This window comes from Nitratireductor kimnyeongensis (assembly GCF_019891395.1).
In the GTDB taxonomy this organism is placed as follows: Bacteria; Pseudomonadota; Alphaproteobacteria; order Rhizobiales; family Rhizobiaceae; genus Nitratireductor; species Nitratireductor kimnyeongensis.
The window spans coordinates 1,462,974-1,481,358 of record NZ_CP078143.1; the positions used below are offsets into that span (position 1 = coordinate 1,462,974).

General features: G+C 60.5%; 18 protein-coding genes. 8 read left to right on the forward strand and 10 right to left on the reverse strand.

All coding sequences use genetic code 11. From position 1 onward, the window contains the following. Positions 1-45 precede the first annotated feature (45 nt). Together KW403_RS06885 and KW403_RS06890 are read left to right on the forward strand one after the other, a co-directional pair. On the forward strand, positions 46-411 hold the full coding sequence (locus KW403_RS06885) for a hypothetical protein (protein WP_223021982.1): 366 nt from the start codon (positions 46-48) through the stop codon (positions 409-411). 9 nt (positions 412-420) lie between these two features. After that, a complete protein-coding gene (locus tag KW403_RS06890) occupies positions 421-1,212 on the forward strand; it encodes a COG3904 family protein (protein ID WP_223021983.1) in 792 nt (263 codons plus the stop codon). A 69-nt stretch (positions 1,213-1,281) separates the two neighbouring features. On the opposite strand, the gene leuC is transcribed toward KW403_RS06890, so the two are convergent. From leuC to KW403_RS06935, 9 genes are all read right to left on the reverse strand, one after another. Beyond that, the gene (leuC, locus tag KW403_RS06895; protein ID WP_223021984.1) at positions 1,282-2,697 is read right to left on the reverse strand and encodes a 3-isopropylmalate dehydratase large subunit; all 1,416 of its coding nucleotides are present in this window, start codon (positions 2,695-2,697) and stop codon (positions 1,282-1,284) included. Between the two features lie 261 nt (positions 2,698-2,958). Next, positions 2,959-3,480: an MgtC/SapB family protein gene (locus tag KW403_RS06900; protein WP_223021985.1), complete on the reverse strand. Its 522-nt coding sequence runs from the start codon at positions 3,478-3,480 to the stop codon at positions 2,959-2,961. Positions 3,481-3,523: 43 nt separating this feature from the next. Next, complete coding sequence (locus tag KW403_RS06905) at positions 3,524-4,276, reverse strand: amino acid ABC transporter permease (protein ID WP_223022469.1); 753 nt, start codon at positions 4,274-4,276, stop codon at positions 3,524-3,526. Between the two features lie 132 nt (positions 4,277-4,408). Beyond that, a complete protein-coding gene (locus KW403_RS06910; protein ID WP_223021986.1) occupies positions 4,409-5,215 on the reverse strand; it encodes a transporter substrate-binding domain-containing protein in 807 nt (268 codons plus the stop codon). Between the two features lie 173 nt (positions 5,216-5,388). Beyond that, positions 5,389-5,913 (reverse strand): 50S ribosomal protein L19, encoded by a 525-nt coding sequence (gene rplS / locus KW403_RS06915; RefSeq protein WP_223022470.1) that lies wholly within the window; start codon positions 5,911-5,913, stop codon positions 5,389-5,391. Positions 5,914-6,109: 196 nt separating this feature from the next. Continuing rightward, positions 6,110-6,808, reverse strand: a complete 699-nt coding sequence (trmD, locus tag KW403_RS06920) for a tRNA (guanosine(37)-N1)-methyltransferase TrmD (protein ID WP_223021987.1) — start codon at positions 6,806-6,808, stop codon at positions 6,110-6,112. Continuing rightward, positions 6,805-7,368, reverse strand: a complete 564-nt coding sequence (rimM, locus tag KW403_RS06925; protein WP_223021988.1) for a ribosome maturation factor RimM — start codon at positions 7,366-7,368, stop codon at positions 6,805-6,807. Before rimM ends, trmD begins: the two co-directional genes overlap by 4 nt. A 50-nt stretch (positions 7,369-7,418) precedes the next feature. Continuing rightward, positions 7,419-7,781, reverse strand: coding sequence for a cell division protein ZapA (locus KW403_RS06930; RefSeq protein WP_223021989.1), 363 nt, complete (start codon positions 7,779-7,781; stop codon positions 7,419-7,421). Positions 7,782-7,789: 8 nt separating this feature from the next. Then, positions 7,790-8,062: a DUF4164 domain-containing protein gene (locus KW403_RS06935; RefSeq protein ID WP_223021990.1), complete on the reverse strand. Its 273-nt coding sequence runs from the start codon at positions 8,060-8,062 to the stop codon at positions 7,790-7,792. A 444-nt stretch (positions 8,063-8,506) separates the two neighbouring features. On the opposite strand from KW403_RS06935, the gene tkt reads away from it, so the two are divergent. From tkt to KW403_RS06960, 5 genes are all read left to right on the forward strand, one after another. Beyond that, the gene (gene tkt, locus KW403_RS06940; RefSeq protein WP_223021991.1) at positions 8,507-10,501 is read left to right on the forward strand and encodes a transketolase; all 1,995 of its coding nucleotides are present in this window, start codon (positions 8,507-8,509) and stop codon (positions 10,499-10,501) included. Positions 10,502-10,637: 136 nt separating this feature from the next. Next, on the forward strand, positions 10,638-11,645 hold the full coding sequence (gene gap / locus KW403_RS06945) for a type I glyceraldehyde-3-phosphate dehydrogenase (protein ID WP_223021992.1): 1,008 nt from the start codon (positions 10,638-10,640) through the stop codon (positions 11,643-11,645). Positions 11,646-11,784: 139 nt separating this feature from the next. After that, the gene (locus KW403_RS06950; protein WP_223021993.1) at positions 11,785-13,578 is read left to right on the forward strand and encodes a potassium/proton antiporter; all 1,794 of its coding nucleotides are present in this window, start codon (positions 11,785-11,787) and stop codon (positions 13,576-13,578) included. Positions 13,579-13,727: 149 nt separating this feature from the next. After that, positions 13,728-14,930: a phosphoglycerate kinase gene (locus KW403_RS06955; RefSeq protein WP_223021994.1), complete on the forward strand. Its 1,203-nt coding sequence runs from the start codon at positions 13,728-13,730 to the stop codon at positions 14,928-14,930. Between the two features lie 109 nt (positions 14,931-15,039). Continuing rightward, positions 15,040-16,062 (forward strand): class I fructose-bisphosphate aldolase, encoded by a 1,023-nt coding sequence (locus KW403_RS06960; protein ID WP_223021995.1) that lies wholly within the window; start codon positions 15,040-15,042, stop codon positions 16,060-16,062. A gap of 82 nt (positions 16,063-16,144) precedes the next feature. On the opposite strand, the gene KW403_RS06965 is transcribed toward KW403_RS06960, so the two are convergent. After that, positions 16,145-16,306, reverse strand: coding sequence for a hypothetical protein (locus tag KW403_RS06965; protein ID WP_223021996.1), 162 nt, complete (start codon positions 16,304-16,306; stop codon positions 16,145-16,147). 149 nt (positions 16,307-16,455) lie between these two features. On the opposite strand from KW403_RS06965, the gene KW403_RS06970 reads away from it, so the two are divergent. After that, the gene (locus KW403_RS06970) at positions 16,456-18,357 is read left to right on the forward strand and encodes a propionyl-CoA synthetase (RefSeq protein WP_223021997.1); all 1,902 of its coding nucleotides are present in this window, start codon (positions 16,456-16,458) and stop codon (positions 18,355-18,357) included. Positions 18,358-18,385: the final 28 nt, after the last annotated feature.

Sequence of the window (18,385 nt, forward strand, 5' to 3'; positions counted from 1 at the left end):
GTATAAAGAATGAGGAGGCCGCGAGGATTCAAGGAGCGATGGCGCATGCCTTTACGATCTCTATTCGTGGCAACGGCCCTTGCGGTCGCAGCGATCACTGTCCCGGCAGCAGCCGGAAGTTTTCATGACGCAGGCGGCGGCCGGGTCTATTCGGATGCCTATGGCAATCTGGTGATTCATAGCCGCGCCGGTTTCAAGCGCATACTGGTCGGCAAGGGGCATCTTGCCGATGACTATCGTGCGCTCGGCATCGAGGCACCGCGCGAGACGGCCTATCTGGAACGCAGCGGCGGCAAGCTCTATCTGCGCCGCGCCGCTCCATGCAGCGCCGGTGTTCTGGTGAAGGGTCGCGGCTACATGTACGGGCTCTCTGACGGCGAGCTTCCCATTCTGACCTCCCCCTGCGACTAGTCTCGACTCATGCACCAGCAACTGGCGACAACGGCGGACCGGCTTGTCACTCCCTTTGGCGCCCCCATCTGGAAGGCTGCGCTTTTTGGCGCGTTGATCGGGACGGCCGTCGTGCTCGGCATGGAGATGCGTGACCTGACAGACCGGCATGGTGGCCTGCACGCCAGTATGCGCAAGGTCATCACGCAAGCCGTGCAATTATCGCCGGAGACGGAGAACGCCGCTGCCGGTCACCCGCTTTGGCAAAAGCCGATACGCAAATCCGTGCAGCGAGCACGTCCCGCGGACGCCAAGCCTGCCCTATCGCTCACGTTGAACGGCAGTGGCGAACTAGCGCTAGACGGATATATTCTGCCAGGCAGCGCCAACCGTCTGCGGGATATGCTGGAAACGTCGACGTCTCCGATCATCCGGGTTTCGCTCAATTCCCCTGGAGGGTCGCTGAACGACGCCATGGCCATGGCGTCGTTGATCCGCCAGCGCCGGCTTTCAACCATTGTGGAGGCCGATGCGGTCTGCGGCTCGTCCTGTCCACTTGTGCTGGCAGGCGGCATTGAACGCCAAGTGGAGCGAGGAGCAACCGTCGCTGTCCATCAATTCTACAGCCCTGGCAGCCTTTCAGACCCGCGGCAGGCTCTTTCGGATGCTCAATTGGTCACAGCCCGCATCGCACGGCATCTTGACAAAATGGGGGTCGATCCAGCCCTGTGGCTGCACGCTCTCGACACGCCACCGCGCGCGCTCTACCGCCTCTCCGAAGGAGAGCTTGGCGCATATCGGCTGGCAACGGTCGTGAACTGAAAAGCTGGCATGCAGGGATCCCCCGCCTTGGCGGCGAGGGACCGTGCGAACAGAATGGTCAGCCCTTGGTCAGCCCTTGGGCCACTCGCGAATATCCACGAAGTGACCGGCAATAGCCGCCGCAGCGGCCATGGCCGGCGAAACCAAGTGGGTACGGCCCTTGAAGCCCTGACGGCCCTCGAAATTGCGGTTCGAGGTGGAGGCGCAGCGCTCACCAGGCTTCAGGCGGTCGTCGTTCATGGCAAGGCACATGGAACAGCCCGGCTCACGCCAGTCGAAACCGGCCGCCTTGAAGATCTTGTCCAGACCTTCGGCCTCGGCCTGTGCCTTAACGAGGCCAGAGCCTGGCACGATCATGGCATCAAGGCCGTCCCTGACCTTCTGACCTTCGGCGATCTTTGCAGCTTCACGCAGATCCTCGATGCGGCCATTGGTGCAGGAGCCGATAAAGACCCGGTCGACAGCGATGTCCGTGATCTTCGTACCCGGCGTGAGGCCCATATATTCGAGCGCCCGTTTCTTCGAGAGACGCTTGGTTTCCTCGGGAATATCGTCCGGGTTCGGAACCACACCGGTGACGGAGATGACGTCTTCCGGCGATGACCCCCAGGTGACAATGGGTGGCAGATTGGCAGCGTCCAGCTTGACAACGCGATCATACTCCGCGCCCTCGTCGGTGCGCAGGGAATCCCAGTAGGCAAGCGCCATGTCCCAAGCCTTGCCTTTCGGCGCGCGAGGGCGATCCTTGATATAGGCGTAGGTGGTCTCGTCCGGTGCGATGAGACCGGCGCGAGCGCCGCCTTCAATGGACATGTTGCAGACGGTCATGCGGCCTTCCATGGAGAGCGCACGGATCGCCTCGCCCGCATATTCCATGACATGGCCGGTGCCGCCGGCCGTGCCGATCTCACCGATAATGGCGAGGATGATGTCTTTCGCGGTGACGCCGTCGGGCAGCATCCCGTCCACCTCGATCAGCATGTTCTTGGCGCGACGCTGAATGAGCGTCTGCGTGGCGAGCACATGCTCGACCTCGGACGTGCCGATACCGTGCGCCAGCGCACCGAAAGCGCCATGGGTGGAGGTGTGGCTATCGCCGCAAACGATGGTCATGCCCGGTAGAGTGAAACCCTGTTCGGGACCGACAATGTGCACAATTCCCTGACGCTCATCATTGGCGTCGTAATACTCAATGCCGAAATCGGCTGCATTCTTTGCCAGTGCTTCGACCTGGATGCGGCTTTCCGGATTCTTGATCCCGAATTTGCGGTCGGGCGAGGTCGGCACATTGTGATCGACCACGGCGAGCGTCTTTTCCGGATGGCGCACATTGCGGCTGGCCATGCGCAGGCCTTCAAAGGCCTGTGGGCTCGTCACTTCATGCACCAGGTGGCGGTCGATATAGAGCAGGCAGGTGCCGTCATCCTGCTGATCGACCAGATGGTCGTCGAAAATCTTGTCGTAGAGCGTGCGTGCTTTGGTCATTTTGTTCATCCCTAGCGGAGCGAAATGGAAGGCTGGCCGGCTAATCTTGTGTCTCGTTGCATTCCCGCAAGGTGGGGTGGGAATGTCGAGCCGGTTGGCGTGTCCGCCTAAGGCAGTCGGCTCAGAAGCGAGCCGGAAACCCGCGCAAAAAAGCGGCTCGGCAGGCGCTTGACGTCCTGCAGAACAAAGTTCTTATAAGCCGGGTTTCCAAAAAGTGCTTCCATGAGAGGGCTAATACCAGCCTTTCATGGGATCGGCAATCTATCCGTCTTTAGACCCGGATTGACCATTGCCCTTGTCTTTCGGTTTCTTCAGCTCGAGGCCAGTCTCTAGCCGCTGCATGAGCGCCAGAACGAGTGCGCCAAGAAAGCATGCCAGGCCGGCAATGACCCAGAGACCAAGCCCTGCTGCCAGTCCAGTGGCTGAGGCAAGCCACATTCCGGCCCCTGTGGTCAGACCGCGAATTTCACCCCGCTTAAAAATGATAAAGCCTGCGGCGAGAAAGGCGACGCCCGCGGTGATCGCCTCCACGAGGCGGATGGGGTCGGCCTTCACCTGATCATCGCTAAAGATAGGCATGGCGACAATCTCGAGCGCGATGATTGCAAAAACGGCAGAGGCCAGACAAACAAGCATGTGCGTTCGCAGACCGGCAGGTCTGTCGGCCATTTCACGCTCGAACCCCAAGATCCCGCCGAGCAGCACCGCCATAGCGAGCCGCGCCGCGATGACCTGCCATTGCAAAGTGGTCTGGGGGGTGAATTCGGCAAGCAGAGCATCCATGGGACATGAATGCTCTGGAAGCGGCAAAGTTCCCGTCGCAGCCCTAACGCTGCTGCTGGCTCCTGCGCATGCGCTGTTCAAGTGCACGGAGCGCAAGCGAAAGGCCGACTGTCAGGATCAGGTAGATATAGGCGACGATCGAATAAGTCTCGAAAAAGCGGAAAGAGCCGGATGCATAAATCTTGCCCATCTGGGTGATGTCGGCGACGCCAAGCACGGAGACAAGCGACGAATCCTTCACCATCGCTACAAAATCGTTCCCAAGCGGCGGTAGGATTGTTCGGATCGCCTGCGGTAGTATGATCAGACGAAAGCGCTGGAAACGCGAAAGGCCGAGCGCTTTGGCGGCTTCGACCTGCCCCTCATCGACCGACTGGATACCCGCGCGAAATACCTCGGCGATGAACGCGGAATAACCGATGGTGAGAGCGATGATTGCGCGCCACAAAAGCGAGATGTCGCGGACTTTGAGCTCATCAAGAAGACCGGCCTCTTGCAATGACGCAGTCATCGCATTCCATCCGGTCACCACAATGGGCACACCGGCAAAAGCGATCCAGAAAAGGAGAACAAGTACCGGCACGCCACGAATGATCTCCACGTAAAAACGCGCAATCTGACGCAGCGCGAGCGAACCGGAAAGGCTCATCAGGGCGATGCCGAGCCCGACCGCTGTGGCAAGCATGAAACCCACCACGGTAACGAAAACGGTGATGCCGATGCCCCTGGAGACGATTGTGAAGACCTGCGCATAGAGTTCGCTGGCGGCAATCAGAATCGCAACGATCAGAGCCATCCCCCCGGCAGCAACCAGCCACCAGGGAAAATCCCGCTTGGCTGTGGGCCGGGGAGACGTCACCGCCACTTGCTCGAAAAGCTTCTCGAAAGACAGGCGGACAGGCCGGCAGAACGAGGACCAACCAAAGCCCTATTCACCCATCTTGTATTCGAGGAACCATGTCCTGTTGAGTGCCTCCAGCGTGCCATCCGCCTTCATCGATGCGATAGCCGTGTTGATGGGCGCGACGAGATCGGATCCCTTGGCGAAAATGAAACCGAAATCTTCCGAACCCAGGGGCTCGCCGAGAAGCTTCAAGGTTCCGTTCGAGGCATCCACATAGCCCTGTCCACCCGTGCTGTCGGTCAAAACCACATCCACATCACCCGCACGCAGAGCCTGTACGGACGCGCCAAAAGTTTCGAACAGCTTGATGCGTGGGTTGGCCTCATCGCCGTCGAGCACCTCGTAGACGCCAGTGTAGAATGGCGATGTTCCGGGTTGCGCGCCCATCAAACCATCTTCATAGGCAGCGAAGCTTTTCGCGTCGGAGAAATTTTTCTCGTCGCTGCGCACGAGCATGTACATTTCGGAGCGCATGTAGGGGTCAGAGAAGTCCACCTTTTCCTTGCGGTCGTCGCGGATGGTGATACCCGTCATACCCATATCGTACTGTCCGTCGGAAACAGATTGGATCATCGCGTCCCAACTCGTGTTCTGGTAGGTGACCTTGAAGTTGAGCCGCTTGGCGATCTCGTTCACTGCATCATATTCCCAGCCGACCTGCTCGCCTGAGTTGGGATCGATGAACTGCAGTGGCGGATATGCGTTCTCGGTGACCACGACGACCTCGCGGCCTTCAAGATCCGGCAGATCCTCGGCAAACGCAGAATAACCAGAGACCGCGAAAACTGAAGCCGCGAAGGACGCAGCCAGAAGGGGCGTACGCAACGTCATAACCAATCTCCCTGTGACGGGCCGATGCACGGCCGGGTGATTGCTTTTCCTTAAAGCAGAGTGTTTTCGAGTAAAAGAGCCAGAGAGGCGTCAAAAGCTGGGGAAGCGGGATCTCCAAATGCAAAAAGGCGCACCGAAGCGCGCCTTTTCGAGAATTTCGATAACGAGTCTGACTATTCAGCGTTGTTCTCAGCGGCAGCAGCTTCCTGTGCCTTGGCAGCATCTTCAGCAGCCTTCTCGGCGGCGAGCGCCTCGGCTGCAGCAACCTTCTCGGCCTCGATGCGGGCTTTTTCTTCGGCCGCGGCCTGACGCACGGCGTCGTTCAGGCGGCGTGCGCGCACGCTGGTGTTCTCGGTGATACGAGCCGACTTGCCGCGGCGATCGCGCAGGTAGTAGAGCTTCGCACGGCGAACCTTACCGCGGCGAACCACCTCGACACCCTCGACGAGAGGGGAGTAAACTGGGAACACACGCTCGACGCCTTCACCATAGGAAATCTTGCGAACGGTGAAATTTTCCTGGAAGCCGGAACCGGAACGGGCAATGCAAACGCCTTCATAGGCCTGAACGCGGGTGCGCGTGCCTTCGGTGATGCGCACCAGAACGCGAACCGTGTCGCCGGGCTGGAATTCGGGAAGCTGACGCTGTGCAGCAATCTTCTCGGCCTGCTCGGCCTCGAGCTGACGGATAATGTCCATCTCTGTGTCCTCTTGTTCTTCGCGAACCGTCAGAGCGCTCATCCCAAGGGCAGTCTCAAGACCGCCTGAAGAGTGCCCTCCAGAAGGAGGAACAGGAGCGAATTCACGTTTCTTTGATTAAATCCAAACCGGCCATGGCCGTTTACGTGCGGCGCACATACACGACATTCCCGCCGGAATCAACATGAGAGACGCCTCAATCGCGGTTTTCGTAGCGTTCCCAGAGGTCCGCGCGACGCTCTCGCGTCAGCCTTTCCGCCTCGCCGCGGCGCCACCCCGCGATTTTCGCATGATTGCCGGAAAGCAGAACATCAGGGATTGGCCGCCCCTCGAAAATCTGCGGGCGCGTGTACTGAGGATGCTCCAGAAGCCCGCCTTCAAAGCTCTCCTCCTCGCCCGACGCGTTATTGCCCATGACGCCCGGCAGAAGACGGATCACAGCATCGAGCAGGACCAGAGCCGCCGGTTCCCCTCCCGACAATATGTAATCGCCGATGGAAACTTCTTCCAGATCACGCGCTTCGATCACGCGCTGGTCGACCCCCTCAAACCGCCCGCACAGGATCATTGCTCCTGGCCCAGAAGCCAGTTCCCGCACCCGCTTCTGGTCGAGGGGACGCCCTCGCGGGCTCATCAAGAGGCGCGGACGCGGGTCATCAGCCGGGGCGGCATGATCGATGGCGCGTGCAAGAACGTCGGCACGCATCACCATGCCGGCCCCACCGCCGGCGGGCGTGTCATCCACATTGCGGTGTCTCGTAGTGGCAAAGTCGCGGATCTGGACCGTTTCCAGCGACCATTTGCCATCCTCGCGCGCCTTTCCTGCGAGCGAGAGATCGAGTGATCCTGGGAACATTTCTGGATAAAGCGTGAGAATGGTCGCGCGGAACGTCACGAGCTGTCTCCCTCACGCGGCATCTCGGGATCTTCGACTTCTATCAGGCCAGCCGCAACGAGGTCGATCTCGATTTCGCCCTTTGAAACACGGACGTTGGGCACAGCCGCATGGGTGAATGGAACCATCGCCGAGCCGCCTTCGGACAGCAAAACTTCGAGAATGTCACCGCCCCCGAAATTGTGCAGCGCTCGCACCTTACCGACATGCTCTCCCGCACCATCGACAACCGCGATCCCGATCAGATCGGTGTGATAAAATTCCTCTTCCTCGAGATCATCCGGCAACGCCTCGCGCTCGACATACAAGCTCGTTCCGTTCAAGGCCTCCGCGGCGTTGCGGTCGCTAATGTCGGCAAAGCGCACCACAACCACGTTCTTCGCTGACCTCACATTGAGAATGGTCAGAGTACGCCCATCGTCCGTGGTCAGCGGCCCATAATCTCCGATAGCCAGAGGGTCGGCGGTGAAGGCCTTGACGCGCACCTCTCCACGCAAGCCCTGCGGGGCACCGACTACACCGAGCTGAATGCGGGTATCGCTTGTCTTCTGTTTGTTCATTTGCCTGATTTGCCACGACGCCGTTTGGAAAAACAGGCTTATGCGCCGTTTTACGGCTTTCCGGCAAGCTTTCCGGCGAGACTTTCCATGCGCGCGGCGAGATCGTTGAGCGCGCCGGTCACTGCCGCATCGTTCTTGCCGGATTGGCTGAGCGCCTCGTCACGGGTCTTGCGCAGGGACGCGACCTCTCCCTCCATGGTGCGCATCCGCTTCTGCAGCTCCGAGAGCTCGTCCATCACCATGATCCCGGCCATGACTGCCAACCGGTGGTCTCCGATCTCACCGAAGGAATCTTTCAGATGCGTGATGTATCGGTCGAAGCGCTGCGCAAGATTAACGAGGTGATCTTCCTGCCCCTCATCGCAGGCCATGCGATAGGACTTACCGTCGATCGTGACTGTAACCTGTGCCATCGCCCGCCCTACCGATCCAGCACGGCACGGATTGTCTCCATAGCCGTGACCAAACGCCGCGAGACTTCGCGGTTTACCTCTTCGAGACGCTTGGCGCGTGCCTCGGACTTATCGATCTCTTGAGCGAGACGCGCGCGGTCCGTGTTCATGCGCTGCAATTCGGCATCGGAATCCGCGACAGCGCGATCCCGTTCCATGCGCGCATCTACTGCATCCTCCAGCGAAGACAACGCCTTGCTCAGGCGGTCGATCGCTTCTTTGGGCGTGCTTTCACCACTCATGGTCGCCACCCCCCGTCGCACATTCCGGAGACAAGCCAGCCACCCATGCGGCCGAGGCATGCGGTCTCAGGAAATGTTTTGACACAGGCAATCTTGCTTACTCTCATCCGCCCAGTGACGCACCCGGACCTGTGCCGGCAGACAAATGCACGACAGCTTTCAGGAAGCCTCGGCTGCGAATCGCTGGCCTTACTAACCAGTTACGCCGAAAAGATTAGGCGCCGTGTGAACGTTCCGTCAACAAAACACGTCGGCTAATCCCCCAAAATGCTGTAACAAGGTTGATACAAAATTCCCCTTCCCCAGCGGTAGGAAAACGCCTGCAAACCGTCCCTTTGTTGACTTCAAGGCCGCAACTGCTATGTGTCGCCTGCTTTTTCCAAAGGGCCCGGACTGCCTGAGCAGTCTGCCCGACAACTGCCGAAAGCGGACCAGCGAGCAATCATGATCTCACGCGACAAACACGACCGGATGGCCAATGCGATCCGCTTCCTTTCTATGGACGCGGTGGAGAAGGCCAATTCGGGCCACCCCGGCCTGCCGATGGGGGCTGCAGACATTGCCACCGTGCTTTTCACCCGCTTCATGAAGCACGATCCCAAGAACCCGGATTGGGCCGACCGCGACCGGTTCGTCCTGTCCGCCGGTCACGGGTCTATGCTCCTTTATTCTCTGCTTTACCTGCTTGGCTATGAAGATATCACGATCGATGAGATCAAGAACTTTCGCCAACTCGGCTCGCGCACGGCCGGCCATCCTGAGTTTGGTCACGCGGCCGGCATCGAAACGACGACCGGGCCGCTCGGCCAAGGCCTGGCGAATTCCGTCGGTATGGCGATCGCCGAACGCATTCTGAATGCGCGCTTCGGCGATGATCTCGTTGACCATTACACCTATGTTCTGGCCGGCGACGGCTGCCTGATGGAGGGCATTAGCCAAGAAGCGCTGACGCTTGCCGGGCACCTCAAGCTCAGCAAGTTGATCGTCCTGTTCGACGACAACCAGATCTCCATCGACGGTTCCACCTCGCTGACAGACTCCACCGACCAGTGCGAACGCTTCGAGGCTTCGGGCTGGAACACAATGCGCATCGACGGACATGACCCGGATGCGATTGCCGGTGCCATCGAAGCTGCGAAGAAGGCCGACAAACCAACCCTGATCGCCTGCCGCACGACCATCGGCTTCGGCGCGCCGTCCAAATCCGGCACCGCAAAGGTGCACGGCTCCCCGCTCGGCTCAGAGGAGATCGCCGGCGCACGCAAGGCGCTTGGCTGGGACGCCGAACCTTTCGTTGTTCCTTCCGACATTCTCGACGACTGGCGCCTGGCTGGTCTCCATTCGGCCAAGGAGCGCAAGGCCTGGGAAGACCGTCTAGCGGCTGCAGACGCGGAGACACGCGGCGAATTCGAGCGCCGCATGCGCGGAGACCTGCCAGAAACCTTCTCGACTGCCATGCTCGAATACAAGGAAAAGCTTGCAGCCGAGCCTCCAAAGGTGGCGAGCCGAAAGGCTTCGGAAATGGCACTCGAGGCCATCAACGCCGTGCTGCCTGAGACCATCGGCGGCTCCGCGGATCTGACCGGCTCGAACAACACCAAGACCAGTCAGACCGGCCCCATCAGCGCCGACGACTTTTCCGGCCGCTATGTCCATTATGGCATCCGCGAGCACGGCATGGCCGCCGCCATGAACGGCATGACGCTGCATGGTGGAATCATCCCTTATGGCGGCACCTTCCTGACTTTTTCGGACTACGCCCGCCCGGCGATGCGTCTCGCCTCACTGATGCAGATCCGTTCCATCTTCGTGATGACGCATGATTCCATCGGTCTCGGCGAGGACGGCCCGACCCACCAGCCGGTGGAACATCTGGCCGCGCTACGCGCAATCCCCAACCATCTCGTGTTTCGCCCGGCGGACGCGATCGAAACCGCGGAATGCTGGCAAGTGGCCATCGAAAGCCGCGATGCACCATCCACACTCGCCCTCTCGCGCCAGAACCTCGCGCCTGTACGAACCAGCCACGAGGCTGACAATCTCAGCGCGCGCGGCGCCTACGAGCTCGCAGGTTCGGAAGACGACGCCAAGGTGACACTCTTCGCCACCGGCTCGGAAGTGGAAGCGGCGATGAAGGCAAAGGCTCTGCTTGATGCCGCCGGTCATCCGGCCCGCGTTGTCTCCGTGCCCTGTTTCGAATTGTTCGAGCAGCAAAGCGATGATTACCGCAAGGCGGTGATCGGCGACGCCCCGGTGAAGGTGGCAATCGAAGCCGGTATCCGTCAGGGCTGGGACGCAATCATCGGTTCTGACGGTATCTTCATCGGCATGACGGGGTTCGGCGCCAGCGGGCCCGCTCCGGAACTCTACAAGCATTTCGGCATCACCGCTGAGGCTGCTGCAAACGCCGCTCAGAAGCGCCTGACAGAAGTCGGTTGAAACCGATATCAGGCTTGTGCCCTCTCGGGGCGGACGAATGCCCGCCCCAGCATCTGGATTCTCGACGCGGACGCCGCTATGAAACGGCGTCTCCTTCCGTGCCTGTGCACGGCCACCCACTCCCCGGAGGAAGTTCATGACCGTCAAAGTTGCCATCAACGGATTTGGCCGCATCGGCCGCAATGTCGTTCGCGCCATTTACGAATCGGGCCGCAAGGACATCGACATCGTTGCGATCAACGATCTCGGCCCCGTCGAAACCAATGCCCACCTTTTGCGCTATGATAGTGTGCATGGCCGCTTTCCCTCAGAGGTGAAGGTCGATGGTGACGCGATCAACATTGGCTCCGATTCTTTCAAAGTCTTTTCCGAGCGTGATCCCTCTAAGCTCCCCTGGGGTGAGCTCGGTGTCGATATCGTGATGGAATGCACGGGTATCTTCACGGCCAAGGAAAAGGCAGCGCTCCACCTCGACGCCGGCGCCAAGCGCGTGCTGGTTTCGGCTCCGGCATCGGGCGCCGATCTGACGGTGGTATACGGCGTCAACCATGACAAGCTTTCGAGCGAACACCGGGTCGTCTCCAACGCTTCCTGCACCACCAACTGCCTGGCACCGGTCGCCAAGGTCCTCAACGATGCTTTCGGTATCGAAAAAGGCTTCATGACCACGATCCACGCCTATACGGGCGATCAGCCAACGCTGGACACGATGCACAAGGATCTCTACCGCGCCCGTGCTGCGGCCATGTCCATGATCCCGACATCGACGGGTGCCGCCAAGGCTGTCGGTCTCGTTCTGCCAGAACTCAATGGCAAGCTGGACGGCGTTTCCATCCGCGTCCCGACCCCGAATGTCTCGGTCATCGACTTCAAATTCGTGCCGAAGAAGAAGGTGACTGTCGAGGAGGTCAATCAGGCCCTCGTCGCTGCCGCCGACGGCGGGTTGAAAGGCATTCTGGCCTACACCAACGAGCCGCTCGTCTCGATTGACATGAATCACAACCCCGCTTCTTCCACCTTCGCGCTAGACCAGACCAAGGTGATTGAAGGCGATCTGGTTCGCGTCATGTCCTGGTACGACAATGAATGGGGCTTTTCGAACCGCATGGCCGACACGGCCGTGGCATTCGGAAAGACGATCTGAACGACTCCACATGCCTTTTCGAACGCCCGGCCGTCGCGCCGGGCGTTTTTCTTTTGGCCCGGCTCTTGCATCTCACTTCCGCCGCACCTTTTATGGAAACAGAACAGCAACTTGAGGCAGGCGGGATTTCGGGAAGCGGATGGATCAGGGCATCTACCTTATAACGTTGGTGGGCACGACACTCGTGCTGTTTGCCGCGTTTTCGAGCCTGATTGCCTTTCGTTTCGGCGCTCCACTGCTTCTCATCTTCCTGGGCATCGGTCTGGCGGCTGGCACGGACGGGCTCGGACTTGATTTCGACAACGCATCGGTTGCCTATTTCATCTGCTCGCTGGCGCTCGCGGTCATCCTGTTTGATTCGGGGTTCGGCACGTCCATCTCAGCCTTTCGGCAGGCGGCGGCGCCCGCCGTCACGCTAGCAACGGTCGGCGTTTTGCTGACAGCCGGTCTTGTGGGTGTCGCGGCATACTATGTGACGGGCTTCAGCTGGCTTGAGTCGTTCCTGCTTGGCGCCACGGTGGCATCCACCGACGCCGCCGCCGTTTTCTTCCTTCTGCGTGTTGGAAACATCTCCGTGCGGGAGCGTGTGCGCTCGACACTCGAAGTGGAATCGGGATCGAACGACCCGATCGCAATCTTTCTCACGCTCTCTCTGGTCGGGCTCATTGCCGGCGGTGAAGCGATAAAGGCAGGCGAACTCGCCACCGACGTGGCGCTTGGGTTCCTGCAGCAGATGGGCATCGGTCTCCTGGCCGGACTCGTCGGCGGCTGGAGCATCGTTCGGCTGGTCATCCGTCTCCGGCTGGAGCAGGGATTGTTGCCGATTTTCGTGCTGGCACTTTCACTCCTGGTCTTCGCACTTGCCGGCGCGATAGGCGGCTCCGGCTTTCTTGCCGTTTATGTGGCGGGGCTGATTGCCGGAAATGCAAAGCTGCGCTCCACAGCGATGCTCAAACGCTTTCAGGATGGCGTGACCTGGCTTGCACAGATCATCATGTTTCTTGTGCTCGGCCTCTTTGCCACACCTTCGCAGTTTGCCGAAATTGCGCTACCGGCTCTTTTCATCGGCTTGTTCCTAATCTTCGTTGCTCGTCCGTTGGCCGTGACACTGTGCCTGATGCCATTCCGCTTCTCGCCAGCCGAGAATGCCTTCATTTCGTGGGTGGGACTGCGCGGTGCGGTGTCGATCCTTCTTGCGATCACCCCGCTCATCGACGAGTTGCCCAATGGGCGTCCGTTGTTCAACATCGTGTTCATCATCGTGCTGGTCTCGCTGATCGTTCAGGGCTGGACAGTGGGACCGCTGGCGCGCCGGCTGGGGCTGACGCTTCCGCCGCGGATGGGACCTCTGAACAAAGTGGAATTGGAGTTGCCCGGCTCGGCCCGCCACGAACTTCTCGCCTATCGCGTGGTGGCGGGAAGCCCCGTGGAACGCGGTCAACGCATTCCACGCTGGGCAAAACCTTCCCTTGTTGTGCGCGATGGCCGATCCATGACCTACCAGTACGCCGGCCGACTTTCCGCTGGTGATCATGTCTATATTTTCGTGCCTGACCGCTACCCCCGCCTGCTTGACCGTCTGTTCGCCAGCCCGGTGGAGATGGACCCTGAAGATGCAGAGTTTTTTGGAGCCTTTGCGGTCGACCCGGAACGGCCGGCATCCGACATTGAGGCTGCCTATGCGACGGGTCTAAACGAAGAAGACCAGAAGAAAACAATCGCCGATCTCCTGCGGGAGCGGCTGGGTGGCCGCGCGGAATATGGTGACCGGACGACACTGGGCGAGATCGAGCTGATTGTGCGCGACGTGGATGAAAACGGACGAATCAGCGCTGTCGGCCTTTCAATGGAGCCACAGCCTGTCGAGCCCAGCCTGCCGCTTCTTCTGTTGAGCCCGCGTGAGCTGTTGCGACGCCTGCTTCGCAAAATTTAGCAGAGCCGGCCGAGGGCGCACGCGCCATCTTGCACACAGCGTGCGGCACTGTATGGTCGCCAACGAAAATGCACCAAGATTCCATCAGCGGTTCGGGACGGGCAGCCCCTGATCCAAAGCGAACCCCTCACAGGAGACATCGACGCGCCATGCCGGACTTCAAGACCCTTGACGATCTCAACGACATTGCAGGCAAACGTGTGCTGGTGCGTGTTGACCTGAACGTGCCGGTGAAGGATGGCAAGGTGAGCGACACCACGCGCATCGAACGCGTCGCGCCGACCATCCAGGAGCTTTCCAGCAAGGGTGCCAAGGTGATCCTGATGGCGCATTTCGGCCGTCCGAAGGGAAAGCCCGATCCGGCAGCATCGCTGGAGCCCATTGCCTATGCAGTGGAGAGTGTGCTCGATCATCGAGTGCATTTCGCCAAGGACTGCATCGGCACGCCGACTGCAAACGCAATCAACGAGATGGCGGGAGGAGACATTCTGCTTCTCGAAAACACGCGTTTCCATGAAGGCGAAGAGAAGAACGACCCGGATTTTGCAAAGGCTCTGGCGGAGAATGGCGACGTCTATGTCAACGATGCTTTCTCAGCCGCCCATCGCGCCCACGCCTCGACAGAGGGGCTCGCCCATCTGCTGCCGGCCTATGCGGGCCGCACCATGCAGGCGGAGCTGGAAGCGCTGGAGAAAGGCCTTGGCAAACCGGCCAAACCCGTGCTCGCCATTGTCGGCGGTGCGAAGGTTTCCACCAAGATCGATCTGCTGATGAATCTGGTGAAGAAGGTCGACGCACTGGTGATCGGCGGCGGCATGGCCAACACGTTCCTTGCCGCGCGTGGCACGGAGGTCGGAAAATCGCTGTGCGAACACGACCTGGCGCAAACTGCGAAGCAGATCATGATCGAAGCCGCAGAATCCGGCTGTGCGCTCGTCCTTCCCGTGGATGGCGTGGTCGCGCGTGAATTCAAGGCAGGCGCAGAGAGCGAAACGGTCGACATCGAAAGCGTTCCGTCAGACGCCATGATCCTCGATGTAGGACCGAAGAGTGTCGAGAAGGTGAATGAGTGGCTTGACCGCGCTGACACCGTGGTCTGGAACGGCCCGCTGGGCGCTTTCGAGATCGAACCATTCGACGCGGCAACCGTGGCGGCGGCAAAACACGCGGCACACCGAACCATTGAGGGATTGCTCGTTTCGGTAGCCGGCGGCGGCGACACGGTGGCAGCACTGAACCACGCCGGTGTGGCCGAGGAGTTTTCCTACGTGTCCACTGCAGGCGGCGCGTTTCTTGAATGGATGGAAGGCAAGAAACTGCCGGGCGTGGAGGCACTTTCGAACAACCGTTAAGCAAAATGTGAATAGTCTGTCATTTCAATCGATTAGGGGTCTTGAGGGCGCATTCCGTTTGTCATCGGCATCTGCTATCGCCCGGTCATGACAAGACAGGAGACCTGAAATGAGCGAACGCCTTGAGGATATTGCAGCTGCCATGGTGATCCCCGGACAGGGGATTCTGGCGGCGGATGAAAGCTCCGGCACCATCAAGAAGCGCTTCGACACGATCGGGCTGGAATCGACGGAAGAGAACCGGCGTGACTATCGCGAGATGATGTTCCGCGCCGATGCGGCGATGAAGGATTGCATCTCCGGCGTCATCCTCTACGACGAGACGATCCGCCAGAAGGCTGCCGACGGCACACCGCTGGTCGATGTCATCAAGGCCTCCGGCGCCGTGCCGGGCATCAAGGTCGATGGCGGCGCCAAGCCGCTCGCCGGCTTCGATGGTGAGACCATCACCGAAGGCCTCGACGGCCTGCGCGAGCGCCTGGCCGAATATTATGGCCTTGGCGCACGTTTCGCCAAATGGCGCGGCGTGATCTCCATCTCGAACGACCTGCCAAACTGGGGAGCTCTGAAGCAGAACGCACAGGCGCTTGCCCGCTATGCCGCACTCTGCCAGGAAGCCGGCATTGTGCCGATCGTCGAGCCTGAAGTGCTGATGGACGGCAAACCGGGCGATCATTCCATCGACCGCTGCTACCAGGTGACTGAGTGGGTTCTGAAGACCGTCTTTGCCGAGCTCTACGATGCGCGTGTTTCGCTTGAGGGCATCGTCTTGAAGCCGAACATGGTGATCGACGGCAAGAACGCCCGCAAGGCGAGCCGCGAGGAAGTGGCGGAGAAGACCGTGCGCTGCCTGAAATCGACCGTGCCGGCCGCGGTGCCCGGCATCGCCTTCCTGTCCGGCGGCCAGTCGGACGAGGAAGCGACGGCGCATCTCTCGCTCATGAATGCCGGCTTCGACATGCCGTGGGCGCTGACCTTCTCTTACGGTCGCGCGCTGCAGGCTGCCGCGCTCAAGACCTGGGCCGGCAAGAAGGAAAACGTGGCAGCAGCGCAGAAGGCTTTCGCGCACCGTGCGAAGATGAACAGTCTCGCCGCCACCGGCCAGTGGAAGCAGGACCTCGAGGCTGCCTGATCAGTCAGGCACATAGAGAACGCATATCGCGGCCCGTCAACGAAGGTTGGCGGGCCATTTTCTTTGCAGCGAGCGAGAAGCACTACTCTCCTCCACGCAGAAGGATGGTGAGCGAGACCGCAGCCAGCGCGATCAGGGCCAGCTTCCAGAAATCGGCGCGACGCCTCAGGCCCGGAAGGCCAAGCGGCTTGATGATGTGCACCACCATCATCGCCAGAATGAGAAGAAGCAGGATCTTGGTCATGAAGGCCCGATTCGCGAAGTCAGACCCTCTTGTGCCTTTCCGCCTGCCGCCTGTCAAAACGGCGTGTTCTCCGCAAGTCTGATTTACGTGCAGCCTCCCGATCCGCTAACCTCTTTGGAAAGAGGCTCAAACCGCAGGGAGGAGGCGGGATGACGTCGCGCTATCACGAGGTCTATTCGGGCTGGCAGCAGGATCCCGAAGGATTCTGGGCGAAAGCCGCTGCCGAGATTGACTGGTTCAGTCCCTGGGAAAAGGTGTTCGACGCAAAGGCGGGTGTCTATGGACACTGGTTTCCCGGCGCGACCTGCAACACGTGTTTCAATGCGGTGGACCGGCATGTGGAGGGCGGGCGCAAGGATCAGCCCGCCCTCATCCACGACAGCCCCATCAGCGGCCGGAAGAAAAGCTTCACCTATGGCGAGCTGAAAGACGAGGTTTCGGCGCTGGCGTCCGTGCTTAAGGATTTCGGTGTCGGCAAGGGCGACCGCGTGGTCATCTACATGCCCATGGTGCCGGAGGCGGTGTTCGCCATGCTGGCCTGCGCGCGCATCGGCGCGGTGCATTCGGTGGTGTTCGGCGGATTCGCCGCCCGCGAACTGGCCGCACGCATCGACGACGCGGCGCCAAAGGCAATCATATCGGCCTCCTGTGGGCTGGAGCCCGGCCGCGTGGTGGCCTACAAGCCGCTGCTTGACGAGGCGATCCGCCTCTGTGCCGCGAAGCCGGAGGCCTGCCTGATCCTGCAGCGGGAGGAACAGCGCTGCGACCTGACGGAAGGCCGCGACCATGATTACGCGGCGCTTGTGGACGCAGCGCGCTCGGCAGGCCGCGCGGTGGACTGCGAACCGGTGCTCGCAACCGACCCGCTCTATATCCTCTACACGTCGGGCACGACGGGACGGCCAAAGGGCGTGGTGCGCGACAATGGCGGCCACATGGTGCGGCTGAAATGGTCGATGTTCAACGAGTTCGGCATAGAACCCGGCGAGACATTCTGGGCGGCCTCGGATGTAGGCTGGGTGGTGGGCCATTCCTACATCGTCTATGCGCCGTTACTTCACGGCTGCACCACGGTGCTTTTCGAAGGAAAGCCGGTCGGTACGCCCGACGCCGGGGTGTTCTGGCGGGTGATCGCGGAGCACAATGTGGCCGCTCTCTTCACCGCGCCGACCGCGTTTCGCGCGATCCGCACGGCCGACCCGGACGCAGAGATGCTGGCCCCACACAACCTCACCGCTTTCCGCACACTTTTCCTGGCCGGCGAAAGAGCCGATCCCGACACGGTAAAATGGGCGGAGAAGACACTGGGTGTTCCGGTCATCGATCACTGGTGGCAAACAGAAACCGGCGCGCCGATCAGCCAGGATCCGGTCGGGCTTGGCATGCTGCCGGTAAAATACGGTTCGCCCGGTGTCCCGATGCCGGGTTATGATGTTCGGGTTCTGGACGATGCTGGGTTTCCGGTGCCCGCAGGCACACTTGGCAACGTGGTGGTGAAACTGCCATTGCCGCCCGGCGCACTACCGACACTCTGGAACGATGACAAACGTTTTCGCGATGCCTATCTCGCCGAGTTTCCCGGATATTACAAAACGGCAGACGCCGGCATGCTGGACGAAGATGGCTATCTCTTCATCATGGCGCGCACCGACGACATCATCAACGTGGCGGGCCATCGGCTTTCCACCGGCGGCATGGAAGAAGTGGTGGCCGAACATCCAGCCGTCGCCGAATGCGCGGTGATCGGCATTGCCGATCCGCTCAAAGGACAAGTGCCCTGCGGCTTCGTGGTGCTGCACGGAAGGGCGCAGACCGATATGGGCACCGTGGAGCAGGAGCTGATCGCCATGGTGCGCGAGCGGATCGGGCCTGTCGCGGCCTTCAAGAAGGTGGTGGCTGTGAAACGCCTGCCCAAAACACGTTCCGGCAAGATCTTGCGCGCAACCATGCAGAAGATCGCCGACCGTCAGGAGTGGACCATGCCCGCCACCATTGATGACCCGAGCATACTGGACGAAATCGGCGAGGCACTTGGCAAAACGCCGGGCTGAACCCCGGTGATCCCGTCTTCGGGACTTG